The 23,417-nt window shown below is 73.0% G+C and carries 19 protein-coding genes and 1 riboswitch; of the genes, 9 read left to right on the plus strand and 10 right to left on the minus strand.

Annotated elements, in window-relative coordinates; all coding sequences use genetic code 11:
• Positions 1-5: 5 nt before the first annotated feature.
• From O2W15_RS08055 to O2W15_RS08065, 3 genes are all read right to left on the minus strand, one after another.
• The gene (locus tag O2W15_RS08055) at positions 6-1,679 is read right to left on the minus strand and encodes a bifunctional 3'-5' exonuclease/DNA polymerase (RefSeq protein WP_269179030.1); all 1,674 of its coding nucleotides are present in this window, start codon (positions 1,677-1,679) and stop codon (positions 6-8) included.
• A 35-nt stretch (positions 1,680-1,714) separates the two neighbouring features.
• Complete coding sequence (locus tag O2W15_RS08060; RefSeq protein ID WP_269179031.1) at positions 1,715-1,933, minus strand: hypothetical protein; 219 nt, start codon at positions 1,931-1,933, stop codon at positions 1,715-1,717.
• A gap of 107 nt (positions 1,934-2,040) precedes the next feature.
• On the minus strand, positions 2,041-5,193 hold the full coding sequence (locus tag O2W15_RS08065; protein WP_269179032.1) for a glycosyl hydrolase 115 family protein: 3,153 nt from the start codon (positions 5,191-5,193) through the stop codon (positions 2,041-2,043).
• A gap of 507 nt (positions 5,194-5,700) precedes the next feature.
• Between O2W15_RS08065 and O2W15_RS08070 the strand changes: the two genes are divergently transcribed.
• Positions 5,701-6,411, plus strand: a complete 711-nt coding sequence (locus O2W15_RS08070) for a hemerythrin domain-containing protein (RefSeq protein WP_269179033.1) — start codon at positions 5,701-5,703, stop codon at positions 6,409-6,411.
• A gap of 77 nt (positions 6,412-6,488) precedes the next feature.
• Positions 6,489-7,238 carry an enoyl-CoA hydratase/isomerase family protein gene (locus O2W15_RS08075; protein WP_269179034.1) on the plus strand — a complete coding sequence of 250 codons (750 nt, stop codon included), beginning with the start codon at positions 6,489-6,491 and terminating at the stop codon, positions 7,236-7,238.
• Positions 7,239-7,314: 76 nt separating this feature from the next.
• Here the strand turns inward: O2W15_RS08075 and O2W15_RS08080 are convergent, their stop codons facing one another.
• A complete protein-coding gene (locus O2W15_RS08080; RefSeq protein ID WP_269162795.1) occupies positions 7,315-8,355 on the minus strand; it encodes a YihY/virulence factor BrkB family protein in 1,041 nt (346 codons plus the stop codon).
• A 299-nt stretch (positions 8,356-8,654) separates the two neighbouring features.
• On the opposite strand from O2W15_RS08080, the gene O2W15_RS08085 reads away from it, so the two are divergent.
• A complete protein-coding gene (locus O2W15_RS08085) occupies positions 8,655-8,831 on the plus strand; it encodes a hypothetical protein (protein WP_269162796.1) in 177 nt (58 codons plus the stop codon).
• A 78-nt stretch (positions 8,832-8,909) separates the two neighbouring features.
• On the opposite strand, the gene O2W15_RS08090 is transcribed toward O2W15_RS08085, so the two are convergent.
• Complete coding sequence (locus O2W15_RS08090; RefSeq protein ID WP_269179035.1) at positions 8,910-10,703, minus strand: acyl-CoA dehydrogenase; 1,794 nt, start codon at positions 10,701-10,703, stop codon at positions 8,910-8,912.
• A 172-nt stretch (positions 10,704-10,875) separates the two neighbouring features.
• Here O2W15_RS08090 and O2W15_RS08095 point away from each other — a divergent pair, with 172 nt between their 5' ends.
• The 3 genes from O2W15_RS08095 to O2W15_RS08105 all read left to right on the plus strand — a co-directional run bounded on the left by O2W15_RS08095 (position 10,876) and on the right by O2W15_RS08105 (position 12,939).
• Positions 10,876-11,346 (plus strand): hypothetical protein, encoded by a 471-nt coding sequence (locus O2W15_RS08095; RefSeq protein ID WP_269162798.1) that lies wholly within the window; start codon positions 10,876-10,878, stop codon positions 11,344-11,346.
• Entirely contained in the window at positions 11,343-12,518 is a 1,176-nt protein-coding gene (locus O2W15_RS08100) for a zinc-dependent alcohol dehydrogenase (protein ID WP_269179036.1), read from the plus strand. Before O2W15_RS08095 ends, O2W15_RS08100 begins: the two co-directional genes overlap by 4 nt.
• A 31-nt stretch (positions 12,519-12,549) precedes the next feature.
• Positions 12,550-12,614: riboswitch (guanidine-III (ykkC-III) riboswitch) on the plus strand.
• Between the two features lie 10 nt (positions 12,615-12,624).
• Positions 12,625-12,939 carry a DMT family transporter gene (locus tag O2W15_RS08105; RefSeq protein WP_269179037.1) on the plus strand — a complete coding sequence of 105 codons (315 nt, stop codon included), beginning with the start codon at positions 12,625-12,627 and terminating at the stop codon, positions 12,937-12,939.
• 13 nt (positions 12,940-12,952) lie between these two features.
• Here O2W15_RS08105 and O2W15_RS08110 read toward each other — a convergent pair whose 3' ends face one another.
• Positions 12,953-14,833, minus strand: a complete 1,881-nt coding sequence (locus O2W15_RS08110) for an MDR family MFS transporter (RefSeq protein ID WP_269179038.1) — start codon at positions 14,831-14,833, stop codon at positions 12,953-12,955.
• Positions 14,830-15,348 carry a MarR family winged helix-turn-helix transcriptional regulator gene (locus O2W15_RS08115; RefSeq protein WP_269179039.1) on the minus strand — a complete coding sequence of 173 codons (519 nt, stop codon included), beginning with the start codon at positions 15,346-15,348 and terminating at the stop codon, positions 14,830-14,832. Before O2W15_RS08115 ends, O2W15_RS08110 begins: the two co-directional genes overlap by 4 nt.
• A 191-nt stretch (positions 15,349-15,539) precedes the next feature.
• Between O2W15_RS08115 and hrpA the strand changes: the two genes are divergently transcribed.
• Positions 15,540-19,529 (plus strand): ATP-dependent RNA helicase HrpA, encoded by a 3,990-nt coding sequence (gene hrpA, locus O2W15_RS08120; protein ID WP_269179040.1) that lies wholly within the window; start codon positions 15,540-15,542, stop codon positions 19,527-19,529.
• 23 nt (positions 19,530-19,552) lie between these two features.
• Here hrpA and O2W15_RS08125 read toward each other — a convergent pair whose 3' ends face one another.
• Entirely contained in the window at positions 19,553-19,915 is a 363-nt protein-coding gene (locus O2W15_RS08125; protein WP_269179041.1) for a hypothetical protein, read from the minus strand.
• 183 nt (positions 19,916-20,098) lie between these two features.
• On the opposite strand from O2W15_RS08125, the gene O2W15_RS08130 reads away from it, so the two are divergent.
• Both O2W15_RS08130 and O2W15_RS08135 read left to right on the plus strand, forming a co-directional pair.
• A complete protein-coding gene (locus tag O2W15_RS08130; protein WP_269179042.1) occupies positions 20,099-20,512 on the plus strand; it encodes an ATP-binding protein in 414 nt (137 codons plus the stop codon).
• Between the two features lie 75 nt (positions 20,513-20,587).
• On the plus strand, positions 20,588-20,770 hold the full coding sequence (locus tag O2W15_RS08135; RefSeq protein ID WP_269162806.1) for a hypothetical protein: 183 nt from the start codon (positions 20,588-20,590) through the stop codon (positions 20,768-20,770).
• Here the strand turns inward: O2W15_RS08135 and O2W15_RS08140 are convergent.
• Together O2W15_RS08140 and O2W15_RS08145 are read right to left on the minus strand one after the other, a co-directional pair.
• Entirely contained in the window at positions 20,767-21,987 is a 1,221-nt protein-coding gene (locus O2W15_RS08140) for a CynX/NimT family MFS transporter (protein ID WP_269179043.1), read from the minus strand. The genes O2W15_RS08135 and O2W15_RS08140 overlap by 4 nt on opposite strands.
• Before the next feature lie 43 nt (positions 21,988-22,030).
• Positions 22,031-23,347 carry a sulfate adenylyltransferase subunit 1 gene (locus O2W15_RS08145; RefSeq protein WP_269162808.1) on the minus strand — a complete coding sequence of 439 codons (1,317 nt, stop codon included), beginning with the start codon at positions 23,345-23,347 and terminating at the stop codon, positions 22,031-22,033.
• Positions 23,348-23,417 lie beyond the last annotated feature (70 nt).

Raw genomic sequence — 23,417 nt, forward strand, 5'->3', positions numbered from 1 at the left:
CGGCGTCAGTCCGCGTCGGCCCAGGACTCGACGACCGAGACGTCGAGCGGGAAGTCGACCGGGAACGAGCCGAACAGCAGCCGGCCCGCCTCCGCCGCGGCCTGGTGCACCGCCGCGGTCACCTCGTCGGCGAGGTCGGCGGGGGTGTGCACGACGACCTCGTCGTGCAGGAAGAACACCAGGTGCGGGCGGTCGGTGAGCGCGCCGGCGTCCCTGAGCTGCCAGAGCCGGTTGCGCAGGTCGGCCAGCCAGCACAGCGCCCACTCCGCACCCGTGCCCTGGACGACGAAGTTGCGGGTGAACCGCCCCCACGCGCGGCGGTCGCGGGCCCGGTCCTCCGGCGGCACATCGTCATCTGACGGTTCCAGGGAGCGCTCGGCCCACGCGCCGGTCGGCGGGGGAGAGCCGCGTCCGAGCAGGGTGTGCACGACCTCGCCGCGCTCGCCGGCCCGGGCGGCCTCCTCGACCAGGCCGATGGCCCGCGGGTAACGGCGCGCCAGCCGGGGGAGCATCCGCCCGCTCTCGCCCCGGGTGCCGCCGTACATCGCGCCGAGCATGCCCAGCTTCGCGTCGCTGCGGCTCGGCACCGCGCCGCTGTCGACCATCGCCTGGTACAGGTCCGCCGCACGGGCGGCCTCGGCCATCGCCGTGTCGCCGCTCATCCCGGCGAGCACCCGTGGTTCCAGCTGGGAGACGTCGGCGACGACGAACCGCCAGCTCGCGTCGGCCACGGCCGCCGGGCGGATCTGCACCGGCACCGACAGGGCGCCGCCGCCGGAGGACGCCCACCGGCCGGTCACGACCCCACCGGGCAGGTAGGTGGGGCGGAACCGGCCGTCGCGCACCCAGCTGTCCAGCCACGCCCAGCCGTACGCCGCGAGCAGTCGGGCGAGCTTCTTGTACTCCAGCAGCGGCGGGATGCCGGGGTGGTCCAGCTGCTCCAGCGTCCAGGACCGGGTGTCGGCCACCGGCAGCCCCGCGGTCTGCAGCGCCCGCAGCAGCTCGCCGGGGGAGTCCGGGTTCAGCTGTGGCGCCCCCAGGGCCGTGCGGATCTCCGGCACCAGTCGTTCCAGCTCCGCCGGCCGCTGCCCGCGCAGCGGCCGTGGGCCCATCAGCTCGGTCAGCAGCCGGTCGTGGACGTCGGCGCGCCAGGGCAGCCCGGCATGTGTCATCTCCGCGGCCACCAGCGCACCGGATGACTCCGCAGCGAGCAGCAGCGCCAGCCGGCCGCGGTGCGGCGAAGCGGCCAGGGCCGCCTGCTGCCGGCCGTGCTCGGCGCCCGGGTCGAGCCGGTCGGCCAGGTCGTCGAGGGCGAAGAGGGCGTGGTCCTCGGCGGCGACCGGCGCGAGCGCGTCCCAGGCCGCGGCGTCGTCCCCGGCGAGGAACGCCTGGTCGACGAAGGGGGAGTGGCGCAGCAGCGCCCGGCTCAACCGCAGGTCGGAGCAGCGCTCGACCCGCACCCCGGCCGCCAGCAGCCCCGGGTACCAGCGGGTGGTGTCGTCCCAGACCCAGCGGGTGCGGGCGCGCTGCCGGACGAACCCGGGCAGCTCCTCCTCCGCCAGCTGCACCGGCGCACCGGCGCCGGCGAGGGCGTGCGCCTCCACCTGACCGGGCGCCGGGCGGACCAGCAGCACCCGCTCCGGGACGCCGCCGTCCTGCACCGGACTGCCCGAGGTCACCGCGGCAGTGTGCTGGACGGGTACGACGCGATCGCTCAGCTGCCGTGCTGGCAGGCCGGGCAGAGTCCGGTGTCGTCCGGCACGTCCTCCACCGGCACCACCTGGACGTACGCGCCGCACAGGGCCGGTACGTCCTCGTGCGACTCCAGCGCCGGACGTCCGACGGCCGCGTCGACCGCGTGCAGCGGCCCGGCCAGCTTCTCGCCCACCGGGTCCGCCGCCGTCCGCCGGGCCCGCCCGATCACGTTCGCCATGCCCCCACTCTCCCTCACCTCTGCCCGGAGGGCCCCGTGTCCCCCGGACACGGGACAGCCCGGGCCGGTGGGAGCCGGCCCGGGCTGTCCCAGGGGTCATCGTGGCGTCAGCGCGCCGCGATGCGCCCCTTGCTGGCGAACAGGCTCTCCGGCGGGCCGAGGTAGCTCGGCTGCACGCCGCCGGTGTCCACCACCAGCTCCTGGAGCACCACCGTCGGGTCGACCATCCAGAACTTGAGCACGTGGTGACCGGGGGTCTCGATCACGTGCTGCGTCGTCGTCCGGTTGACGTTGTCGGAGGTGTTGCGCTCCCACTGCTTGTTCATCGTGGTGTCGTCGGCGCCGGTCGCCGCGATGACGTCGACGATCTGCGGCTCCGCGTCGTCGATCGACACCGCGTACTGCAGGCCCTCGGGCGGCAGCACGTCGTTGCGCGGCGAGAGGTACGCCGTGACGTCCACCGGGCCGGTGGTGGTCAGGTGCATCTCGTACTCCAGGTGCGGGCTGTCGCCACCCGGGGTCTGCCGAGGCGTGCTCAGCGGGAAGGGCTTCACGCCGTCGCTGTCCCGGCCGATGTCCGGGATCGTCGTCCAGGTGACGCCGTTGGTCTCCACGGCCCGGCTGTAGTGCTCCGCGTTCATGGCGACGTACCCGCCGGCCTCGACGAAGCCCTGCGCGCCCCGCACGTCCGGCTTCTCGATGACCGCGGTGACGACCACCTGCACGCCGTCCGGACCGGTGATCGTGATCGGCACCTCGGTGCGGCCCTGCGGGGCGCGGCCCCACTCCACGATCAGCTCCGCCCGGACCTGGTCGGTGACCCGGCCGCGCGGCCTGTCCACGTGCACCCACGGCGTACCCGGCTCGATCGTGTAGCCGAAGGGCTGGGACCCCTGGTTGAACACCTCGACGTAGGGCACCGGGGTGCTCGCGTACCGGCTGAACACCGGCAGCACCGCCGGCTCCGACGACGCCGGCCAGGACGCCTCCGACCCGTCGATCGCCACGCCCATCTCCGCGACGGCAGGCACCTCGATGCGCTGCAGCGCCGGGTAGATCTCATCCGGCAGCGCCTCGTGGTCCTCCTCCGGCTGCTGCCAGGGAGCGTTGGGCCCGTACCGCTCGACGTCGCCGTAACCGATGTGCGGCTGGGTCTGGAAGCCCTGCCACTTCCCGCCGGCGATCTCGGTGTTGTAGCGCTCGGCCAGCGCCAGGTCCTCGGCGAAGTGGGCCTCGGCCTCGTCGGCCAGCCGGTTGGTGGCCGCCCGGCCCTGCTCGGCGTAGAGCAGGTTGGTGAACTGCGCGTTGCGCAGCTCGTAGACGTTGGCCGTCGCCTGCACCGGGTAGCCGACCAGCTGGAAGAACGTGTCCCGCTGGGCGGGGAGCACCCGCTTGGACAGCCGGTCGGCCTGCGCGGCCAGCGCCTGCCAGTCGGCGGTCACCCGGTCCATCTCCCGGTAGGCGGTGAGGCTGAAGGGGTTGCCCTCGTCGTCGTAGAGCACGGCTGAGGGGTCGGTGCGCAGGTCCTTGGTCTCGTCCAGGCTGATCGCCCGGTTGAGCAGCTCCGGCTTCCGCCGCGACTGCAGGACGCCGTACTGGTAGAGCACCTCCGCGATGTCCGCGGCGAACGTCGGCCCGAAGTTCTCCACGGCGAAGCGCCGTTCCCACTCGTGCAGGTCGTCCAGGCCCCAGCGCTCGGTGTCCCAGGCGTGGTCGAGGAAGAACTGCGTGGGCACCTCGTTGCCCTTCAGATCACCGACGTTGGTGACCCACAGGTCGTGGATGCCGGCGGCGGCCGACTGCTCCAGCTGCTCCCACAGGTTCGGCAGCGACGTGGTGTCGACCCACTTGTAGTTGCGGCCACCGCCGACGTAGTCGAAGTGGTAGTAGAGGCCGAAACCGCCGGGGCGGGCGTCGGAGGGCTGGGGGAGCTTGCGCATGTTGCCCCAGTTGTCGTCGGTCATGATCACCGTGACGTCCTCGGGGGCGCGCAGCCCCTCGTCCCAGTACCGCTGGACCTCCTTGTAGAGGGTCCACACCTGGGGGGTCTCGGCCGCGGGCTTGCCGGTGACCTCCTCGATGATCCGCCGCTGGGTGGCGATGATGTCCTCCATCAGCGCGATGCCGGCGCCGTCCTCGAGTGCGACGTCGCCGTTGCCGCGCATCCCGATGGTGACCACGCCCTCGAAGCCCTGGTCGACCATCCGCTGGATGCCCTCCCGCCAGTAGGCCTCGATCGCCGTCCGGTTGCGCCGGAAGCTCCACTCGCCGGTGCCGCCGTAGGGGTCCGAGCCAGGCTCCACGACGTTCCCCGCGTCGTCCCGCTCCGCCGGGACGGCGTGCCGGTTCCACTCCTCGATGCCGCGCATCATCGGCGCCTCGTGCGAGGTGCCCATGACCACGCCGTAGCGGCTGGCGGTCTCGTGGTTGGCCGGGTCGTCCTCGGCGAACGCGCGACCCCACACCGCCGGCCACAGATAGTTGGCCTTCAGCCGCAGCATGGTCTCGAAGACCTGGCCGTAGAAGTCGGCGTTGAACCCGTTCGGAAACCCCTCCGCCTTGCCGGGGCCGAAGAAGTGCGGGGCCCAGCGACCCAGCTGCGGGTTCTCGTCGTTGATGAAGAAGCCGCGGTACTTCACGTCCGGCGTGCCCTGGGTGTGTCGGCCAGGGAGGACGTACAACGTCTCCCGGTGCTCGGGCACGACGTCGTTCCAGAACTGCCACGGCGAGATGCCGATGCCCCGGGAGACGTCGTAGGCGCCGTAGATGGTGCCGCGCTGGTCGCTGCCGGCGATCACGAGTGCTTGATCGACGCCGGGCATCGGGTCCTCGACGACCTGCTGGAGCGAGGTCTCCCACTCCCCGGCGATCCCGGTCACGTCGACCTTGCCTGCGGCGACCAGGTCGTCGACCAGGTCGCTGTGGCCGAGCGTGCCGATGATGACGACCTCCCGCTCGGTGGGCACCGTGTCCGTGACGACCTGTGGGGTCTGCCCGGTGACCTGCGCGATGTCGTCGCGGAGGTCCCCGACGACCCGCTGGACGCCCTCGTGGTCGTCGGTGTCGACGACCAGGGTGGCGGCGTGGCCGGGAACGGCCAGCGGGAACCGGCCCGGGCCACCGGAGGGGGCGACGTACGCCCCGGGGTCGGTCGGCTGGAGGGTGCCGGGCCCGGTCGAGGACGGGATGCCGACGGGGGCGACCGGCGCGGCCGAGGCAGAGGTGGCGCCGGTGGGGACGGTGAGGGCGACGGTCAGCACTGTGAGGACGGTCCGTCGGGAGGTGCGGCGCAACCGGGAGGGGGCGCGGCTGCTGCTCGGGGGCGTCGAGAGGTGCAGGGCTGGTCGTTCTGGGCGCATGTCCGGCTCCACGATGAGGGACGGGTGGGGCGGGGCGGCGGGAGCACCACCCCGATCACGCTCCGAAAGTTTCGAATGACTTTCGGCGACAACCGTAGGGACGAGTCCGCACCTGGACAACCCTTTCGGGTGACCCGATTCACAGCAGTCTGGCGTCCTCTGGCGGATCGTGCAGGCGATCTCCGCTCCATGTCACCGAGTCCGCCCAGGTCGCCTGCGCGTGTCGGCGATCGGTCACGGCGCGGTCCGCCTCTCGGTGTCGGCCGACAAGTTCCGGAACCTGCCGCCACCGTGGACGGTGGCGTAACGGGTCTCGAGCGAGGCGCGCGCATGCCGACGACCGGAGCGGGGCAGAGGATCAGACGTCCCAGCCCCGGACGCCGCACCGCCGCACGCCAGGAGTTCCTGATGCCCCGATCGATCGCCGACCAGACCGTCGAGGAGCTCGGCGGGCCGGGCAGCGTCCTCGTCCGTCAGCGAGACGACCACGAGCAGCTGGACCGGCTGCTGCACGAGCTGGACGGCACCACCGGCACCGACCAGGAGCGGGTGCTGCGCCGGATCGACCGGCTCGTCTTCAGCCACGCCTTCGCCGAGGAGACCGTGCTCTGGCCGGCGATCCGGCGGGTGCTGCCCGATGGTGACGCGCTGACCCGCCAGGTCGAGGAGGAGCACCAGGAGGTCAACGAGCTGGTCAGCGAACTGGAGACCCTCCCGCACGACGACCCGCGCCGGGCTGCCGCGCTGTCCCGCCTGGTGGAGGTGCTGCGCGAGGACGTCCGGGACGAGGAGGACGTGCTGTTCCCCCGCCTGCAGGAGGCCCTGGACGCCGACGCGCTGCGCCGGCTGGGCCGGCAGTGGCAGCTGGCCCGGCTCATCTCACCGACCCGGCCGCACCCGACGGTGTCCCGCCGTCCGCCGGGCAACGCCCTGTCCGGGCTGCCGCTGACCGTGCTCGACCGCACCCGTGACCTGGTCGACGCGGGCGTGCAGCACGCCCCCGCGCGGATCGCCCCGGCCGGTCAGGCGGTCAGCCGCGGGCTGGCCACGGTCGCCGGCTGGGTGGAGCGGGTGCCGCTGGCCCGCCGCGGCGACGACGGGCAGTCGACCGGCCGATGAGAGACCTCGCCTGCCTCGTGGTCTGATCGCAGGGACACGGTCGGCACCGCCGTCGGCCGACGACGCGAGGGAGTCGCATGTCCGGCAGTTCAGGTGAGGTCCAGCTCGAGGTCACCGACGGCGTCGCCGTCGTCACGCTCAACGCCCCGGAACGCCGCAACGCGCTCACCCCCGCGATGGCGGCCGAGCTGATCGCGACCTTCGACGAGGTCGACGGCCGGGACGACGTCGGCGCCCTCGTGGTGCAAGCGGTCGGCAAGTCGTTCTGCGCCGGCGGGGACGTGCAGACCCTGACCGACGCCGGCCGCGACCCGGCGGCGCCCGAGGCCTACGCCGGGATGGGGGCCATCTACGACTCCTTCTTCCGGCTCGGCCAGGTGCGGGTGCCGACGATCGCCGCCGTCCGCGGCTCGGCGGTGGGCGCCGGGATGAACATGCTGCTCGCCGCCGACCTGCGGATCGTCGCCCGGGACGCCCGGCTGATCTGCGGCTTCCTCAAGCGCGGCATCCACCCCGGCGGCGGGCACTTCGTGCTGCTGTCCCGGCTGATCGGGCGCGAGGCGGCCGCGGCGATGGCGCTGTTCGGCGAGGAACTGGACGGCGAGGGCGCGGTGCGGCTCGGGTTGGCGTGGGAGACCCACGACGACGACGCCGTCGAGGGCCGCGCCCGTGAGTTGGCCGCCCGGGTGGCCAAGGACCCGGCCCTGGCCCGGCTGGCGGTCGGCAACTTCCGCAAGGAGACCGGCCCGCCCGGGGTCAGCTGGGAGATCGCCACCCAGTTCGAGCGGCCCGCCCAGATGTGGTCGATGCGCCGGCCGACCGACTGAGGACACGCGACGACCTGAACCACGACGGCCCCCGGTCCAGCTGGACCGGGGGCCGTCGTGGGTGTGCAGGGGTCGATCAGGTGGTCTGCTGACGCTTCGGGTCGTCCCGGGCGTCGAGCTGGATCTCCTTCTCGGCGCGCGGCACGCCGGCCTTCAGCTCCACGCTCCGCTCCATCTCGGCGTCGAACTCGATGCCGAACAGCAGGGCGAGGTTGATCAGCCAGAACCAGATCAGGAAGATCACCACGCCGGCCAGCGCCCCGTAGGTGGCGTTGTAGCTGCTGAAGTTCGCCACGTAGAAGGCGAACAGCGCGGAGGCGAGGACCGCCACCAGGATGGCCACGCCAGCACCGGGGCTGACCCACTTGAAGCCGCGCAGCTTGGCGTTCGGAGTGGCGTAGTAGAGCACCGCGATCATCAGCGCCAGCAGCACCAGGATCACCGGCCACTTGATCCAGGTCCAGATGGTGAGCACGGTGTCGCCCAGGCCGATCGCCTGGCCGACGGCGTCGACGACGGGGCCGCTCAGCACCAGCATGGCCAGGATCAGCGCGGCGAACAGGATGCCGATCAGGGTGACCAGCAGCTGCAGCGGCTTGAGCTTCCAGATCTTGCGGCCCTCGCGGGTCTCGTAGACCACGTTGGCCGCCCGGGTGAAGGCGCCGACGTAGCCCGAGGCCGACCAGATGGCCCCGAACAGACCCAGGACCAGACCGAAGCCGGCGGCGCTCGGGCTGCCGGCGACCTGCTCGATCACCGGGTTCAGCGTGTCGGCCGCCTGCGCCGGCACGACCTCGGTGAGCGCGGTGGTGAGCTGCTCCGGGTCGGTGAGCAGGCCGACGATCGACGCCAGTGCAGCGAGAGCCGGGAACAGCGCCAGCACGCCGTAGTAGGTCAGCGTGGCCGCCCAGTCGGTCAGCCCGTCCTCGCTGAACTCCTTGGCCGTGCGCTTCAGCGTCGCGCCGGTACCCGTGGCGGTGTCTGCGCCGGTGGGCGCGAAGTCGGCCCGCTCGTGCGTGATGTTGTCGTCCTCGGGAGCGATGTCTCGCTCCCGGTTGTCCTGCGCAGTGTCACTGCGCGCCCCCTCGCGGGGGTCGCGCGCACTGGCTCCGGCCATTCGTGGCCTCCGAGGGTGTTGCGCCGTCATTGTCGAGCGGTGGGTGCCCCGGCCCGGCCCCTGGCACTCCTCCATCGGCGGAGAATCCGACACCGGGCGGTCCCGGGTGGCAGGAGGGCCGCGTCGCCCCGACGTGCCTGGTCGGCCGCCCCAGGGCGGGTGCGAGGAGCGTCACAACTCGTTTGGGTGAATTCCGGGTGACCAGCGGTTCACCGCGCCCCGCGCCGGGCAGTGGATGCCGGACGGAAGTCGGCGGGCGCGTCCCGGCGAGTCTCGAAGAGAAGCATGGAGAGCGACAGATGGTGTTCTGGCCGGCGTTGACCCTGATCGGGTTCCTGGTCCTGACGGCCCTGGTCATCGCGATGGGGACACAGTCCACCGCGCGGTACGAGGCGGAGAAGCGCGCGGCATCGGGCCCGCGCGCACGGCACACGGCGGCGGACAACCGCTCACCGGTCGCCGCGAACGCCGCCTGACCTCCTCGGCGCCCACCCGGCGCCGCTGCACTGCCCCACCACGGCGGTCCTCCTCCCGGAGGGCCGCCGTCGTCGCGTTCAGAACCAGTCGCTGCGCATCTCCAAGACCGTGGTGTCCAGTGAGGCCAGCAGGGCCAGCTGCGGGCCGACCTTGGGCAGCTCCCAGCGCTGGAAGTAGCGCGCGGCCTGGCGCTTGCCGGTGTAGAAGTCGCCGTCCCGGCCCTCGGTGGCCAGGGCCTGCTCCAGCCACAGCCAGCCGACGACGACGTGACCGGCCGCCTCCAGGTAGACGCTGGCGTTGGCCAGCGCCACCTGCGGATCGCCCTGCCCCCACAGCGTCGCGGTCACTGCCCCGAGCTGCTGCACCAGGCCGTCGAGCTGCTCGCCGAGGTCGGCCCACTGCGTGCCGGCCGCCCGGGCGGTGGTCGCCGCGATCGTCTCCCCGAGCAGGCTCAGGCCCGCCCCGCCGGACATGACGACCTTGCGGCCCAGCAGGTCCAGGGCCTGGACGCCGTGGGTGCCCTCGTGGATCGGGTTCAGCCGGTTGTCCCGGTAGAACTGCTCGACCGGGTAGTCGCGGGTGTACCCGTAGCCGCCGTGCACCTGGATGGCCAGGTCGTCGGCCGCCAGGCACCACTGCGAGGGCCAGCTCTTCGCGATCGGGGTCAGCATCTCCAGCAGCAGGTGCGCCCGCTGCCGGTCGGCCTCGTCCTCGGCGGTGCGCTCCTCGTCGACCAGCCGAGCGCAGTACAGGCCCAGCGCCAGCCCGCCCTCGACGTAGGACTTGCCGGCCAGCAGCATCCGCCGCACGTCCGGGTGCTCGACGATCGGTACCGGCGGCGCGGCGGGGTCCTTGCCGGACAGCGGCCGGCCCTGGGTGCGGTCCCGGGCGTAGTCGACGGCGTGCAGGTACCCGGTGTAGCCCAGCCCGGTGGCGCCCATCCCGACGCCGATCCGCGCCTCGTTCATCATGTGGAACATGTAGGTCAGCCCACGGTGCTGCTCGCCGACCAGGAAGCCGACGGCGCCGGGCTGCCCGCCGGGGGTGTGCACGCCCTCGCCGAAGTTCAGCAGGGTGTTCGTCGTCCCGCGGTAGCCCATCTTGTGGTTCAGGCCGGCCAGCACGACGTCGTTCCGCTCGCCGAGCGACCCGTCCTCGTTGACCAGGAACTTCGGCACGATGAACAGCGAGATGCCCTTCACCCCGGCCGGCCCCCCGGGCACCTTGGCCAGCACCAGGTGGACGATGTTCTCGGTCAGCTCGTGGTCCCCGGCCGAGATCCACATCTTGTTGCCGGTCAGCCGGTAGCTGCCGTCGTCCTGGGGGACGGCGCGGGTGGTGATGTCGGCCAGCGACGACCCGGCCTGCGGCTCCGACAGCGCCATCGTGCCGAACCAGCGGCCCTCGGCCATCGGCGGCACGTAGGTCTGCACCTGCTCCGGGGTGGCGTGGGCGACCAGCAGGTTCGCGTTGGCCATCGTCAGGAACGGATAGGCCGAGGTGCCGATGTTGGCCGCCTGGAACCACACGTGCACCGCCTGGTTCACCACCGCCGGCAGCTGCAGCCCGCCGAGCTCCTCGGGCAGTGCGGCGGCGTTCATCCCGGCCTCGGCGAAGACCCGCAGCGCGGCCGCCACCTCCGGGATCAGCACCACCTTGCCGTCGACGACGTGCGGCTCGTTCTCGTCGGCCTTGCGGTTGTGCGGGGCGAACTGCTCGGTGGCGATCTGCTCGGCCAGCTCCAGGACGGCGTCGAACGTCTCCCGCGAGTGCTCGGCGTACCGCTCCCGCTTGGTCAGGGTCTCGACCTGCAGCCACTCGTGCAGCAGGAACTCGAGGTCACGGGGGGACAGGACGAGCGACGAGCGCACGGGGGCTCCTTGACGACGGCGGTGTCGGCGGGGCGGGTGGCCGGCCCCTGCCAGGTTAGGCGCACGGTGGTGGTCACCGGCGGTGCTCGGCGACCAGCGTCGGACGGTCGGCGTGCAGCGTGTCGCACTGTCCGGGGTTGGTCGCCCGGCCGGCCCGGGTAGGTAGCGCGGCATGCCCCTACCGAAGATCCTGGCTCGTGCGGCCGGGCTGGCCACCGAGGCCGGCAGCGGTGCACTCCAGCAGCTCCAGCACCTCCGACTCCCCGGCGTCGGTCAGGCGTCGGTGACCGACGACCCGGACACGGCCGCCCGGCGCTGGCGGGCCGTCACCGTGCTCACCGACCCCGACGAGCTGCGGACGACGACGCCGGCGCCGCTGGTGCGGTTCGGCGACCGGGTGGAGATCCGGGTGACCCCGGCCCCGGGCGAGCGCGGAGCCGAGCTGGCCGCCCGTTTCCGCGAGCGGGTCGGTGAGGACGAACTGGGTGAGCTGCGCTCGGCGCTGCGGGAGGCCAAGCAGCGGATCGAGACCGGCGAGGTGCTCCGGAACGAGCCGCAGCCGCACGGTCTCCGCAAGCAGACCCCGCAGGGCAAGGCCCTCGACGGGATGGTCGAGCGAGCACCGAAGGAGGGCGTGCTGTGAAGGCCGCGACCTGGACCGGCGTGAACGAGGTCTCCGTCGAGGAGGTGCCCGAGCCGCAGCTGCTCAACGACCACGACGTGATCCTGAAGGTGAAGCAGTCGGTCACCTGCGGGTCGGACCTGCACCTGCTGGGCGGGTACATCCCCTTCATGCGGGCCGGCGACGTGCTGGGCCACGAGTTCATCGGCGAGATCGTCGAGGCCGGGCCCGCCGTGCGGCACCGCAAGGTCGGCGACCGCGTCGTCGGCGCCCCGTTCGCCGCCTGCGGGAACTGCTGGTACTGCAAGCAGGAGCAGTACTCGCTCTGCGACAACGGCAACGCGAACCCCGGGATCACCGAGGGTCTGTGGGGGCAGAGCCCCGGCGGCTGTCTCGGCTACTCGCACGCGATGGGCGGCTACGCCGGCAGTCACGCGGAGTACATCCGCGTGCCCTACGCCGACGTCGGCACCTTCGTCGTCCCCGAGGGCATCTCCGACACCCGGGCGCTGTTCGCCTCCGACGCGGCCTCGACCGGCTGGATGGGCGCCGACCTGGCCGGCACGAAGCCCGGCGACGTCGTGGCCGTCTGGGGCGCCGGCGGGGTGGGCCAGATGGCGGCGCGGGCGGCGATGCTGCTGGGGGCCGAGCAGGTCTTCGTCGTCGACCGCGTCCCCGAGCGGCTCCAGCAGGTGCGGGAGCACGTGGGTGCCGAGGCCATCGACTACTCCAGCACCGACGTCCTCGCCGAGCTGCGCGAGCGGACCGGTGGCCGCGGGCCCGACGTCTGCATCGAGGCGGTCGGCATGGAGGCGCACAGTTCCGGCGCCGCGGGGGTCTACGACCAGGTCAAGCAGCAGATGCGGCTGCAGACCGACCGGCCCACCGCCCTCCGTGAGGCGATCATGGCCTGCCGCAAGGGCGGGAGCATCTTCACCCTCGGGGTCTTCGCCGCGATGGTGGACAAGTTCCCGCTGGGTGCGCTGATGAACAAGGGCATCACCCTCCGCGGGGCGCAGGTGCACGCCCAGCGCTACATCCCCGAGCTGCTCGAGCGGATGGAGCGGGGGGAGCTGACCACCGAGCACCTGGCCACCCACGTGCTGCCGCTGAGCGAGGCGCCGCGCGGCTACCAGATGTTCAAGGCCAAGGAGGACGGCTGCGTGCGCGCCGTCTTCACCCCCGGCAGCTGACGCGGCCCGTCCCCGACCGTGCGAGGCTGGGGACGGGCCCGGCTCCGGGCCCCCGGACGAGCACGCCGTACCCGGACAGCGACAAGACGGTGTACCTGGAGGTCCGGTGTACTGGCTCGTCCTCGTCCTCTCCGGCGTGCTCGAGGCCGTCTGGGCCACCGCCCTCGGCCGGTCCGAGGGGTTCACCCGGCTGACGCCGACCGTGGTCTTCGCGGTCGGCCTCGCCGGGAGCATGGCCGGGCTGGCCTACGCGATGCGCGGCCTGCCGATCGGCACGGCGTACGCCGTCTGGGTGGGCATCGGTGCGACGCTGACCGCAGGCTGGGCGATGTGGTCGGGGGACGAGCCGGTCACCGTCGTCCGCGTGCTGCTGCTGGCCGGGATCGTCGGCTGCGTCGTCGGGCTCAAGCTCACCCACTGACCGCGAGGAGCGGTCAGCACTGGTTGCGCGCCCCGTCGGGCAGGTGGTCGGCCGGGACGCTGTCCAGCCCGGTCGGCTGGTCCGGCGCCGCCTCGTGCCGGCCCCCGCCGGACGTCGGTGCGCCCACCCGGTCGTCGTCCAGGCGCCGGTCGGTGCGGTCGGCGTCGTCGACCGGCGGCTCGACCGACGTCGGCGCCGCGACACCGGCCGCGTGCGCCGCTGCCGTGGTCGGGTCGTCGGTGACCTCGCGGGCGCCGGCCTGCTGGGCCTGGATGCCGGACTGGGTCCGCAGCTCCAGCTGGGGCAGGAAGAGCAGCACGAAGAAGCCCAACGCGACCACGCCGGCGGCGATCAGGAAGACCATGTCGATCGAGTCGGCGAAGCCGGCCTTGAACGGCAGGGCGACGGCGCTGGGCAGCTCCTGGATGAAGGAGGTGTCCGACAGGTCGGCCGCGTTGCCGGCTGCCGCCTGCAGCTGCGGGGCCAGTGCCGGGTCGGCGGCAGCGGCGGCGGAGACCTCCCTGCCGATGTCGGTGGGCAGCCGGGTGAACAGCACGGAGAGGAAGACCGCCGTCCCCAGGGTGCCGCCCATCTGCCGGAAGAACGTCACCGACGAGGTGGCGACGCCGATCTCCCGCGGGCTGACCGCGTTCTGCACCGCCAGGATGACCGGCTGGAAGTTGAAGCCCAGGCCCAGCCCCATCAGGGTCATGAAGGGGAACAGCGCCCACACCGAGGTGTCCGCGCCGACGATGACGGACAGCGACACCAGCGCGGTGACGATGAAGACCACGCCGACCAGCGGGAACGGCTTGTACACGCTGGTCCGGGCGATGACCTGACCGGCGATGATCGAGCCGGCCATGATCCCCATGACCAGCGGGATCATCTGCAGCCCGGCCTGGGTGGGGCTGGAGCCGAGCACGATCTGCAGGTACTGGGGCAGCAGCAGGATGCCGCCGAACATGCCGGCGCCCAGCACGATGCTGCTGAGGCTGGTCACCGCGAACGTCCGGTTGGCGAACATCCGCAACGGCAGCAGCGCATCGTCCTTGTAGACCCGCTCGGCCAGCACGAAGAGCACTAAGCCGACGGCGGAGAGGGCGTAGCAGACCAGCGCGCCAGTGCTGTCCCAGCCCCAGGTGCGGCCCTGCTCGGCGACGATCAGCAGCGGCACCAGGAAGGTGATCAGGGCCAGGGCGCCGGGGAAGTCGATGCGGTGCTCGCGCTTGGTGTGCGGCAGGTGCAGCACCTTGAAGACGACGGCGAACGCGAGGATGCCCAGCGGCACGTTGACGTAGAAGATCCACCGCCAGCCGGTGATGCCCAGGATCGCGGACTGGCCGGCGAAGAAGCCGCCGATGACCGGGCCGAGCACGCTGGAGGTGCCGAAGACGGCCATGAAGTACCCCTGGTACTTCGAGCGCTCCCGCGGCGGCACGATGTCGGCGATGATCGCCAGCGCCAGGGACATCAGCCCACCGGCACCGATGCCCTGGATCGCCCGGTAGACGGCCAGCTGGTACATCGTGTCGGCCAGACCACAGAGCATCGAGCCGATGACGAAGACGGCGATCGCGAACAGGTAGAACGGCCGGCGGCCGTACATGTCGCTCAACTTGCCGTAGAGCGGCGTGGTGATCGTGGAGGTGATCAGGAACGCCGTGGTCGCCCACGCCTGCAGGTCGTAGCCGTTCAGGTCGTCGGCGATCGTGCGGATCGCCGTGGACACCACGGTCTGGTCCAGCGCGGCGAGGAACATGCCGAGCAGGAGGCCGCCCAGGATCGTCATGATCTGGCGGTGGGTGAACACCCCGGAGGCGTCGGGCGCCGCCGCGGCGGCGCGGGCGTCCCGGCGGGTGGCCCCGGTCGCGCGGTCGCTGGTCTGGGTCATCGGTCCTTCTTCTCCTCGCGGTCGTCCCCGGCGCTGCCAGCTGGGGCACCGGGGGTCGGGAGGTGGTCGGTGAGGTCCTGGACGAACCGCTGCAGCGCGGTGGTGAAGGAGTCGAGCTCGGCCGGGGTCCAGCTGGCGGTGGCCTGCGCCAGGTGGGCGTTGCGCTCCTCGCGCAGCCGCTCCAGGGCGGCCTCGCCGGCGGGGGTCACGATGAGCCGGCTGGCCCGGCCGTCCCGCTCGTCGGCGACCCGGCGCACCAGCCCCTGGTCGACGAGCAGGGTGACGTGCCGGCTGACCGTCGAGGGGTCGGCGTGCACCATCTCGGCGAGCGCACCCTGCCGGAGCGGACCCAGCCGGGTCAGGGGGAACAGCAGCACGTGCGCCGCCCGCTCCCGGGCGTCGGGGCCGGAGTCGTCGGTGGCCAGGGTCTTGAGCGCGTGCATCACCCGCATCAGGCGGCCGAGTTCGTCGCCGAGGGCCACCCTCTGGTCCGGGTGGCGGGCGAGGTCGGTCATCACTGCTCCGGGGGTTCGCGGCGGGTCTGCGCAGCGCGACGGTGCGCCGGAGGAACCGTTGCACCATACAATCCGTTGCGCGGTGCACGCAACCAGTTGCATGCTGCATGGAGTGTGACGCCTGCGACCGTGGCCGGGGAGGTGAGACCCTGGGTGGTCGTCCCCTCTCTCCAAGGAACTGCGAGCACCCCGTGACCACCCCGCACGACGACCTCCGGTCCCGGCTGTCCGCACTCACCCTCGCCGACGAGCACCGGCTCCGCCGACGGCTCGACGGCACCCGGCGCACCAAGGACCCGGCCGCCCGCGCCCGCCAGCACGAGCAGATCGCCGCGGACGTCGCCGCCGCCGAGGAGCGCATCGCCCGCCGTCGCGCCGCCGTCCCGGTGGTCAGCTACCCGGAGGAGCTGCCGGTCAGCCAGCGCCGCGAGGACATCGCCGCCGCGCTGCGCGACTCCCAGGTGGTCGTGGTGGCCGGCGAGACCGGCTCGGGCAAGACCACTCAGCTGCCGAAGATCCTGCTCGAGCTGGGCCGCGGGGTGCGCGGCCGGATCGGGCACACCCAGCCGCGGCGGCTGGCCGCCCGCACGGTGGCCGAGCGGATCGCCGAGGAGATCGGCTCCCCGCTGGGCGAGACCGTCGGCTGGAAGGTCCGGTTCACCGACGAGGTCGGCGACAAGACGCTGGTCAAGCTGATGACCGACGGCGTCCTGCTGGCCGAGGTGCAGCGCGACCGGATGCTGCGCCAGTACGACACGATCATCATCGACGAGGCCCACGAGCGGAGCCTCAACATCGACTTCCTGCTGGGCTACCTGGCCCGGCTGCTGCCCCGCCGTCCGGACCTGAAGCTGGTCATCACCTCGGCGACCATCGACGTCGACCGGATCGCCAAGCACTTCTCCGGCCACCAAAATGGCCATTTTGGTGGTGGGGAGGAGGGCGGCACAAAGGTGCCGGTCGTCGAGGTCAGCGGGCGCACCTACCCGGTCGAGGTCCGCTACCGGCCGGTGATCGACCCCGACGAGCCCGAGGCCGACCCCGACCGGGACCAGACCTCCGCGATCGTCGACGCCTGCGCCGAGCTGGTCACCGAGGGACCGGGCGACGTGCTGGTCTTCCTCGCCGGTGAGCGCGAGATCCGGGACACCGCCGAGGCCCTGGGTGGGACGACGGAGCGCAACGGCACCCCCATCGACGTCCTGCCGCTCTACTCCCGGCTGTCGGCCGCCGACCAGCACAAGGTCTTCCAGGCGCACACCGGCCGCCGGATCGTGCTGGCCACCAACGTCGCCGAGACGTCACTGACGGTGCCCGGCATCAAGTACGTCGTCGACCCGGGCACCGCGCGGATCTCCCGGTACAGCCATCGCACGAAGGTGCAGCGGCTGCCCATCGAGCCGGTCAGCCAGGCCTCGGCCCGGCAGCGCTCCGGCCGGTGCGGGCGCACCAGCGAGGGCATCGCGATCCGGCTGTACACGCAAGACGACTACGACGCCCGGCCGGAGTACACCGACCCGGAGATCCTGCGCACCAACCTCGCCTCGGTGCTGCTGCAGATGGCCTCGCTCGACCTGGGCGACGTCGCCGACTTCCCGTTCATCGACCCGCCGGACCGCCGGGCGGTCGCCGACGGTCTCGCCCTGCTGCAGGAGCTCGCCGCCCTGGACGGCGACGGGAAGCTCACCGAGACCGGGCGGGCGCTGGCCGCGCTGCCGCTGGACCCCCGGATCGCCCGGATGGTCGTGGAGGCGGACCGGCGCGGGGTGCTGGAGGAGGTGCTGGTCATCGCCGCCGGCCTCACCGTGCAGGACGTGCGGGAGCGCCCGGCCGAGCACCAGCAGGCCGCCGACGAGCTGCACAAGCGGTTCGCCGACGAGAACTCCGACTTCCTCGCCCTGCTGAACCTGTGGAGCTACCTGGCGGAGCGGGCCGAGGAGCTGTCGGGCAACCAGTTCCGGCGCACCGTGAAGAAGGAGTTCCTGCACTACCTGCGGATCCGGGAGTGGCAGGACCTGCACGGTCAGCTGCGCAGCACCGCTCGCCGGCTGGGCATGACCACCGGCTCGCTGGCCCCGGCCCCCGACGAGCGGGGCGTCACCGCCTCGTTGCTGGCCGGGCTGCTCTCCCAGGTCGGCATGCAGGCCGAGCCGGTCAAGGACCGCAGCGGCAAGCCCGGCCGGCCCGGCCGGGAGTACCTCGGCACCCGCAACACCCGGTTCGTGATCGCCCCGGGCACCCCGCTGGCCAAGAAGCCGCCGCGCTGGGTGGTCGCCGCGGAGCTGGTCGAGACCAGCCGGCTCTTCGCCCGCACCGTGGCCCGGGTGGAGCCGGAGGTGGTCGAGCGGCTGGCCGACCACCTGGTGAACCGGCAGTACAGCGAGCCGCGGTGGGACGCCAAGCGCGGCTCGGTCGTCGCCACCGAGCGGGTCACCCTCTACGGCCTGCCGCTGGTGGTGGGCCGGCGGGTGCAGTACGGCTCGATCGACCCGGTGGTCTCCCGCGAGCTGTTCATCCGGCACGCCCTGGTGCAGGGCGAGTGGACGACGCACCACCGGTTCTGGGCGGAGAACCAGGCCGCGATCGAGCGGGTCGCCGAGCTGGAGGAGCGGGCCCGCCGCCGGGACATCCGGGTGGACGACGAGACGGTGTTCGAGCTCTACGACGCCCGGGTGCCGGCCGACGTCGTCTCCACCCGGCACTTCGACCGCTGGTGGAAGGAGGCCCGGCGGACCCAGCCGGACCTGCTGACCTTCACCCCGGAGATGCTCACCAACGCCGCGGCCGCCGGGCAGGTGCAGGCCGAGGACTACCCGGACGAGGTGCGGCTGACCCAGGGGCTGACCCTGCCGCTGTCCTACGCGTTCGCCCCGGGAGCGGCCGAGGACGGCGTCACCGTCGACGTCCCGCTGGGCGTGCTGGACACCCTGGCCGCGACCTCCGGGGAGTCCCTGGCGTTCACCGTGCCCGGGCAGCGGGCGGCGCTGGTCACCGAGCTGCTGCGCTCCCTGCCCAAGCAGCTGCGCCGCGGGCTGGTGCCGATCCCCGACCGGGTGCGCGAGGTGCTGCCGCACATCGACCCCACCGAGCCGCTGTTGCCGGCGCTTGAGCGCGAGCTGCGCCGGGCCACCTCGGTCGTCATCCCGCCCGACGCCTGGCAGCCGGCCGAGGTGCCCGCCCACCTGCGGGCGACCTTTCGGGTGCTCGACGACCAGCAGCGTCCGCTGGCCCAAGGCAAGGACCTGACCGCGCTGCGCGCCGAGGTGGCACCGCACGCCCGGGCCAGCCTGGCGCGGGCGGCCTCCACCTACGAGCGCACCGGCCAGACCAGCTGGACCTTCGGGGACCTGCCGGCGACCGTGGAGGTGCAGCGCGGCGGTCACGTGGTCACCGCGTACCCCGCGCTGGTCGACGAGGGCGCGACGGTCGGCGTCCGGGTGGTGGCCACCCAGGCGGAGGCGACCCGGCTGGGCTGGCGCGGCGCGCGGCGGCTGCTGGTGCTGGTCGCCGGGGCACCGGTCAAGCAGGTGGTCAAGGGGCTGGGCCCACGCAGCCGGCTGGCACTGCAGTTCAACCCGGACGGCGAGATCCCCGACCTGGTGGCCGACTGCGTGGACGCGGCGGCCGACGAGCTCATCGCCGCGGGCGGCGGTCCACCGCGCACCGAGGCGGCGTTCACCGCGCTGGTCGCCTCGGCGCGGGAGCAGCTGCTGCCGCTGACCTCCGACGCCGTCCGCCGGGTGGAGGCGGTGCTGACCCAGGCCCGCGAGGTGGCCATCGCCATCGGTGCCGCGCCCGGACGCCGGGTGCCGGAGGCGGCGATCGCCGACCTGCGCGCCCAGATGGGCGGGCTGCTGCACCGCGGGTTCGTCGCCACCGCCGGCCGGCGCCGGCTGCCGGACCTCGTGCGGTACCTGACGGCGATGGCCCACCGGCTGGAGAAGCTGCCGGCCAACGCCGCCCGCGACGAACTGTGGACCGCGCAGGTCGCCGCGGTGACGGCCGAGTACGCGCAGCTGCGTGCGGCCGCACCGCCGACCGGGGCGCCGGACGACCCGGTCACCCGGGTGCGCTGGATGATCGAGGAGCTCCGGGTGGGGCTGTTCGCGCAGACCGTCGGCACCCCCCGGCCGATCTCCGAACAGCGGGTCTACAAGGCGATCGACGCGATCAGCGCCTGACGGCCCAGCCAGGGCCGCGCCGGTCAGGCGGGGTCGTTCGCCTCGCGGAGCAGGGCGGAGATCCGTTGGCGGGTCACGCCGAACATCGCGGCGATCCGGTTGATGCTCACGTCCTCGGCCTGCAGGGCGGCGGCCTGCTCGCGCCGCCAGGCATGCCCGGCGGTGGAGAGGGCGCCGAGCACGGTGCTGATCCGCTCCACGATCAGCGGGCGCGCCTCCGAGCCGACGACGTCCTGCCAGGGCAGGCCGGACGCCCGGGCCGCGAGCAGCGCCTCTGCCCGCGCCTTCGCCTGCTCCAGCTGGGCGGTGCAGGCGTCCAGCTCGGTGAGCAGGGTGCGCAGGGCGCGGGTGGCGTCGTCCTCGAACGGTCCATCGGTCTCGGTCACACCCTCACCCCCCCTCGGGCATCGGTACGAGCCGTTCGGCTCGAAAGTCCAGTTGCGCACTACTGAACTGAACAGATCTTGCATGCAATGACCATGACATGCAACGCGCATTGCGCATCGGCGCACTCGATGGGATGGTGGTGCCCATGCCGGTTGCGGACAACCGGAACTCAGGCTGCCGAGATGAGACCCGTGTCCTCCTTCACCGCGAGCGTCGACCTGCCGCTCCGGGCGAGCAGCGTCCCGCTGGCCCGGCGTCTCGTCCGTGACGTGATGCGCAGCTGGCGCGCACCGCAGGACCCGGAGGACGCGGAGCTGCTGGTCACCGAGCTGGTGGCCAACGTCGTGGACCACGCCGGCGGTCACGTGCTGACCCTGGAGCTGAGCCTGGCCGGTGCCTGGCTGCGGGTCGGGGTGCTGGACGGCTCCGCGGTGCTGCCGGTGGTCCGGGAGCTGTCGCTCACCGAGGAGCGGGGCCGGGGGATGCAGTTGGTCGATGCCATTGCGGACCGCTGGGGGTGCGAGGAGCACCGCGGCGGCAAGCGGGTGTGGTTCGAGCTGTCGCCCGCCGCCGTGGGCGAGCCCACCGGGCCCTGACCGGCGCTGGTTTGCCGTTCCGGCGGGACGGGGACGGTCCGGGGGACCGCGACCGTCAGACGAAGGAGTCGTCGCATGAGTGAGCCGACCAGCCACACCGAGCCCGCCGGACAGGGCCTGTCCGACGAGGAGATGGTGGAGACCGTCGCCGGGCAGACCGACAGCGCCTCCGAGAACGCCGACGAGGCCGGCAGGGACTGGAACGGCGAGGCCGCGAACGCCCCGCAGCCGGACGCCGCGACCGACCCGACGGCCTAGTCCGGCCGCGACGCCGTCCTCGGCTCTCCGGGGTCCAGGACGGCGTCGCGCGCGGCACCCCAGCCGGCCCAGACCATCGGGGTCAGCAGCGCGATCAGCAGCACCAGGGGCCAGGTCCACCCGGCCGTGGCGTCGTGCAGCGCCCCCAGCGCCACCGGCCCGGTCGAGGCGACCAGGTACCCCAGGCACTGGGCCACGCCACCCAGTTGGGCGGCCACCAGCGGGCTCGGGCTGCGCAGCACGATGAGCGTCAGCGCCAGGGCGAACCCGCCGCCCTGGGCCACGCCGAACACGGCCACCCAGACCAACGTGCCGCTGGCCGGGGCGAGCAGCAGCCCGCCCAGCCCGACGGCGTACGCGGCCAGCACGCCGGCCACCAGCGGCCGCTGGGTCGGCATCCGACCGGCCGCGGCCGGCACCAGCAGTGCCCCGAGGGCGCCGGTGACGTTGGTCGCCGCCAGCAGCAGCCCGGCTTCCCGCACCGGCACCCCGGCGTCGGCCAGCAGGGTGGGCAGCCAGGCGGCGAAGGAGTAGAACTGCACGCTCTGCAGGCCCAGGTAGGCGGTCACCTGCCGGGCCAGCGGCTGCCGCAGCAGCGACCACGAGCCGGCCTCCGGCGGCGCCGTCCGGGTGCCGCGCACCCCCGCCACCGGCAGCCAGAGCGCCAGGGCCGCGAGGGCCAGCACCAGCCAGGAGGCGAGCGCCACCCGCCACTCCACCCCGAGCGCCGCACCGATCGGCACGGTGAGCCCCGCGGCGGCGGCCGCGCCGACGTTCAGCGACGCGGAGTAGGCGCCCATCACCGCGCCGGGCCGGGTGAACTCCCGTTTGACGTAGGCCGGCATCAGCACGTTCGCGATGGCGATCGCCGCGCCGGCCACCAGGGTGCCGGCGTACAGGAGCGCGACCGGGGGCAGCACCCGCAGGGCGATGCCACCGGCCAGCAGCACCAGCGAGGCTGCCACCGCCGTCTCCAGCCCGATCCGGCGGGCCAGCCGTGGGGCGAGCGGGGCGAAGGCGCCGAAGCAGAGCACCGGGAGCGCGGTCAGCAGGCCGGCCAGCGCGCTGCTGAGGCCGGTGTCCGCACGCAGGGCGCCCAGCAGTGGCGCCACCGCGACGACGGCCGGCCGCTGGTTCAGCGCCACGGCGACGATCGCCGCGACCAGCAGCAGCACCGCGCCCCGCGAGCGGACCCGCGGTGCGGCGACGTCGGTCACCGCCGCACGACCCCGCCCCGGGGAGGACGGGGTCCTGCGGCCATCAGCCTGCGGGGGTGAGCATCCCGGCGCCGACGGTGGCGTTGGTCGCCTCGTCGATCAGGATGAAGCGGCCGGTCACCCGGTTGCGGTGGTAGTCGTCGACGAACAGCGGCTGGGTGGTGCGCAGCCGCACCCGGCCGATGTCGTTGAGGCCCAGCCCGGTCGCGTCGGTCTCCCGGTGCAGCGTGTTGACGTCCAGCCGGTACTGCAGCTCCTTGACCATCGCGCGCACCGTGCGGGTGGTGTGCTTGACGGCCAGCCGCATCCGCGGGGTCAACGGGGCATCGGCCATCCAGCAGACCAGCGCGTCGAGGTCCTGGGTGACCTGCGGGGCGTTGTGCGGGCGGCAGATCATGTCGCCGCGGGAGACGTCGAGGTCGTCGGCCAGCCGCACGGTCACCGACATGGGCGGGAAGGCCGCCTCCACCGGGCCGTTCGGCCCGTCGATCGCGGTGATCGTGGTGGTCAGCCCGCTGGGCAGCACCTGAACCTCGTCGCCGGGGCGCAGCACGCCGGCCCCGACCCGGCCGGCGTAGCCGCGGTAGTCGTGGAAGGCGTCGGACTGCGGCCGGACCACGTACTGGACCGGGAACCGGGTGTCGACGAGGTTCCGGTCGCTGGCCACGTGCACGTGCTCCAGGTGGTGCAGCAGCGAGGTGCCCTCGTACCAGGGCATGTGCGTGGACCGGGTCACCACGTTGTCGCCCTGCAGCGCGGAGATCGGGACGACCGTCAGGTCGGGGACCTCGAGCTTGGTGGCGAAGGCGGTGAACTCGTCGCGGATGCCCTCGAAGACGTCCTCCGACCAGTCGACCAGGTCCATCTTGTTCACCGCGACCACCAGGTGCGGCACTCGCAGCAGGGAGGCCAGGAAGGCGTGCCGGCGGCTCTGCTCGACCATGCCCTTGCGGGCGTCGACCAGCACGATCGCCAGGTCCGCGGTCGAGGCGCCGGTGACCATGTTGCGGGTGTACTGCACGTGCCCGGGGGTGTCGGCGAGGATGAACGTGCGCCGCGGGGTGCTGAAGTAGCGGTAGGCGACGTCGATCGTGATGCCCTGCTCGCGCTCGGCGCGCAGCCCGTCGGTGAGCAGCGCCAGGTCGACGTAGTCGCCCCGGCTGGCCCGCTCGATCGCGGCGTACTGGTCTTCGAACACGGCCTTGCTGTCGTACAGCAACCGGCCGATCAGCGTGCTCTTGCCGTCGTCGACGGAGCCGGCGGTGGCGATGCGCAGGATGTCCTTGCGGGCGTGCGCGATCTCCGCGGCCGCCTCGGCGGCGGCGGAGTGGACGTCGATGGGTGCCTCGGCGGAGGTCATCGGGCGGCCTCTTCCCTGTCTCGTCGGAGGTCTCGCTGGCGGGCGGCTCCGCGGAGGCGGACGCTGGGCC

It is taken from the genome of Modestobacter sp. VKM Ac-2979, from assembly GCF_026967995.1.
GTDB lineage: Bacteria > Actinomycetota > Actinomycetes > Mycobacteriales > Geodermatophilaceae > Modestobacter.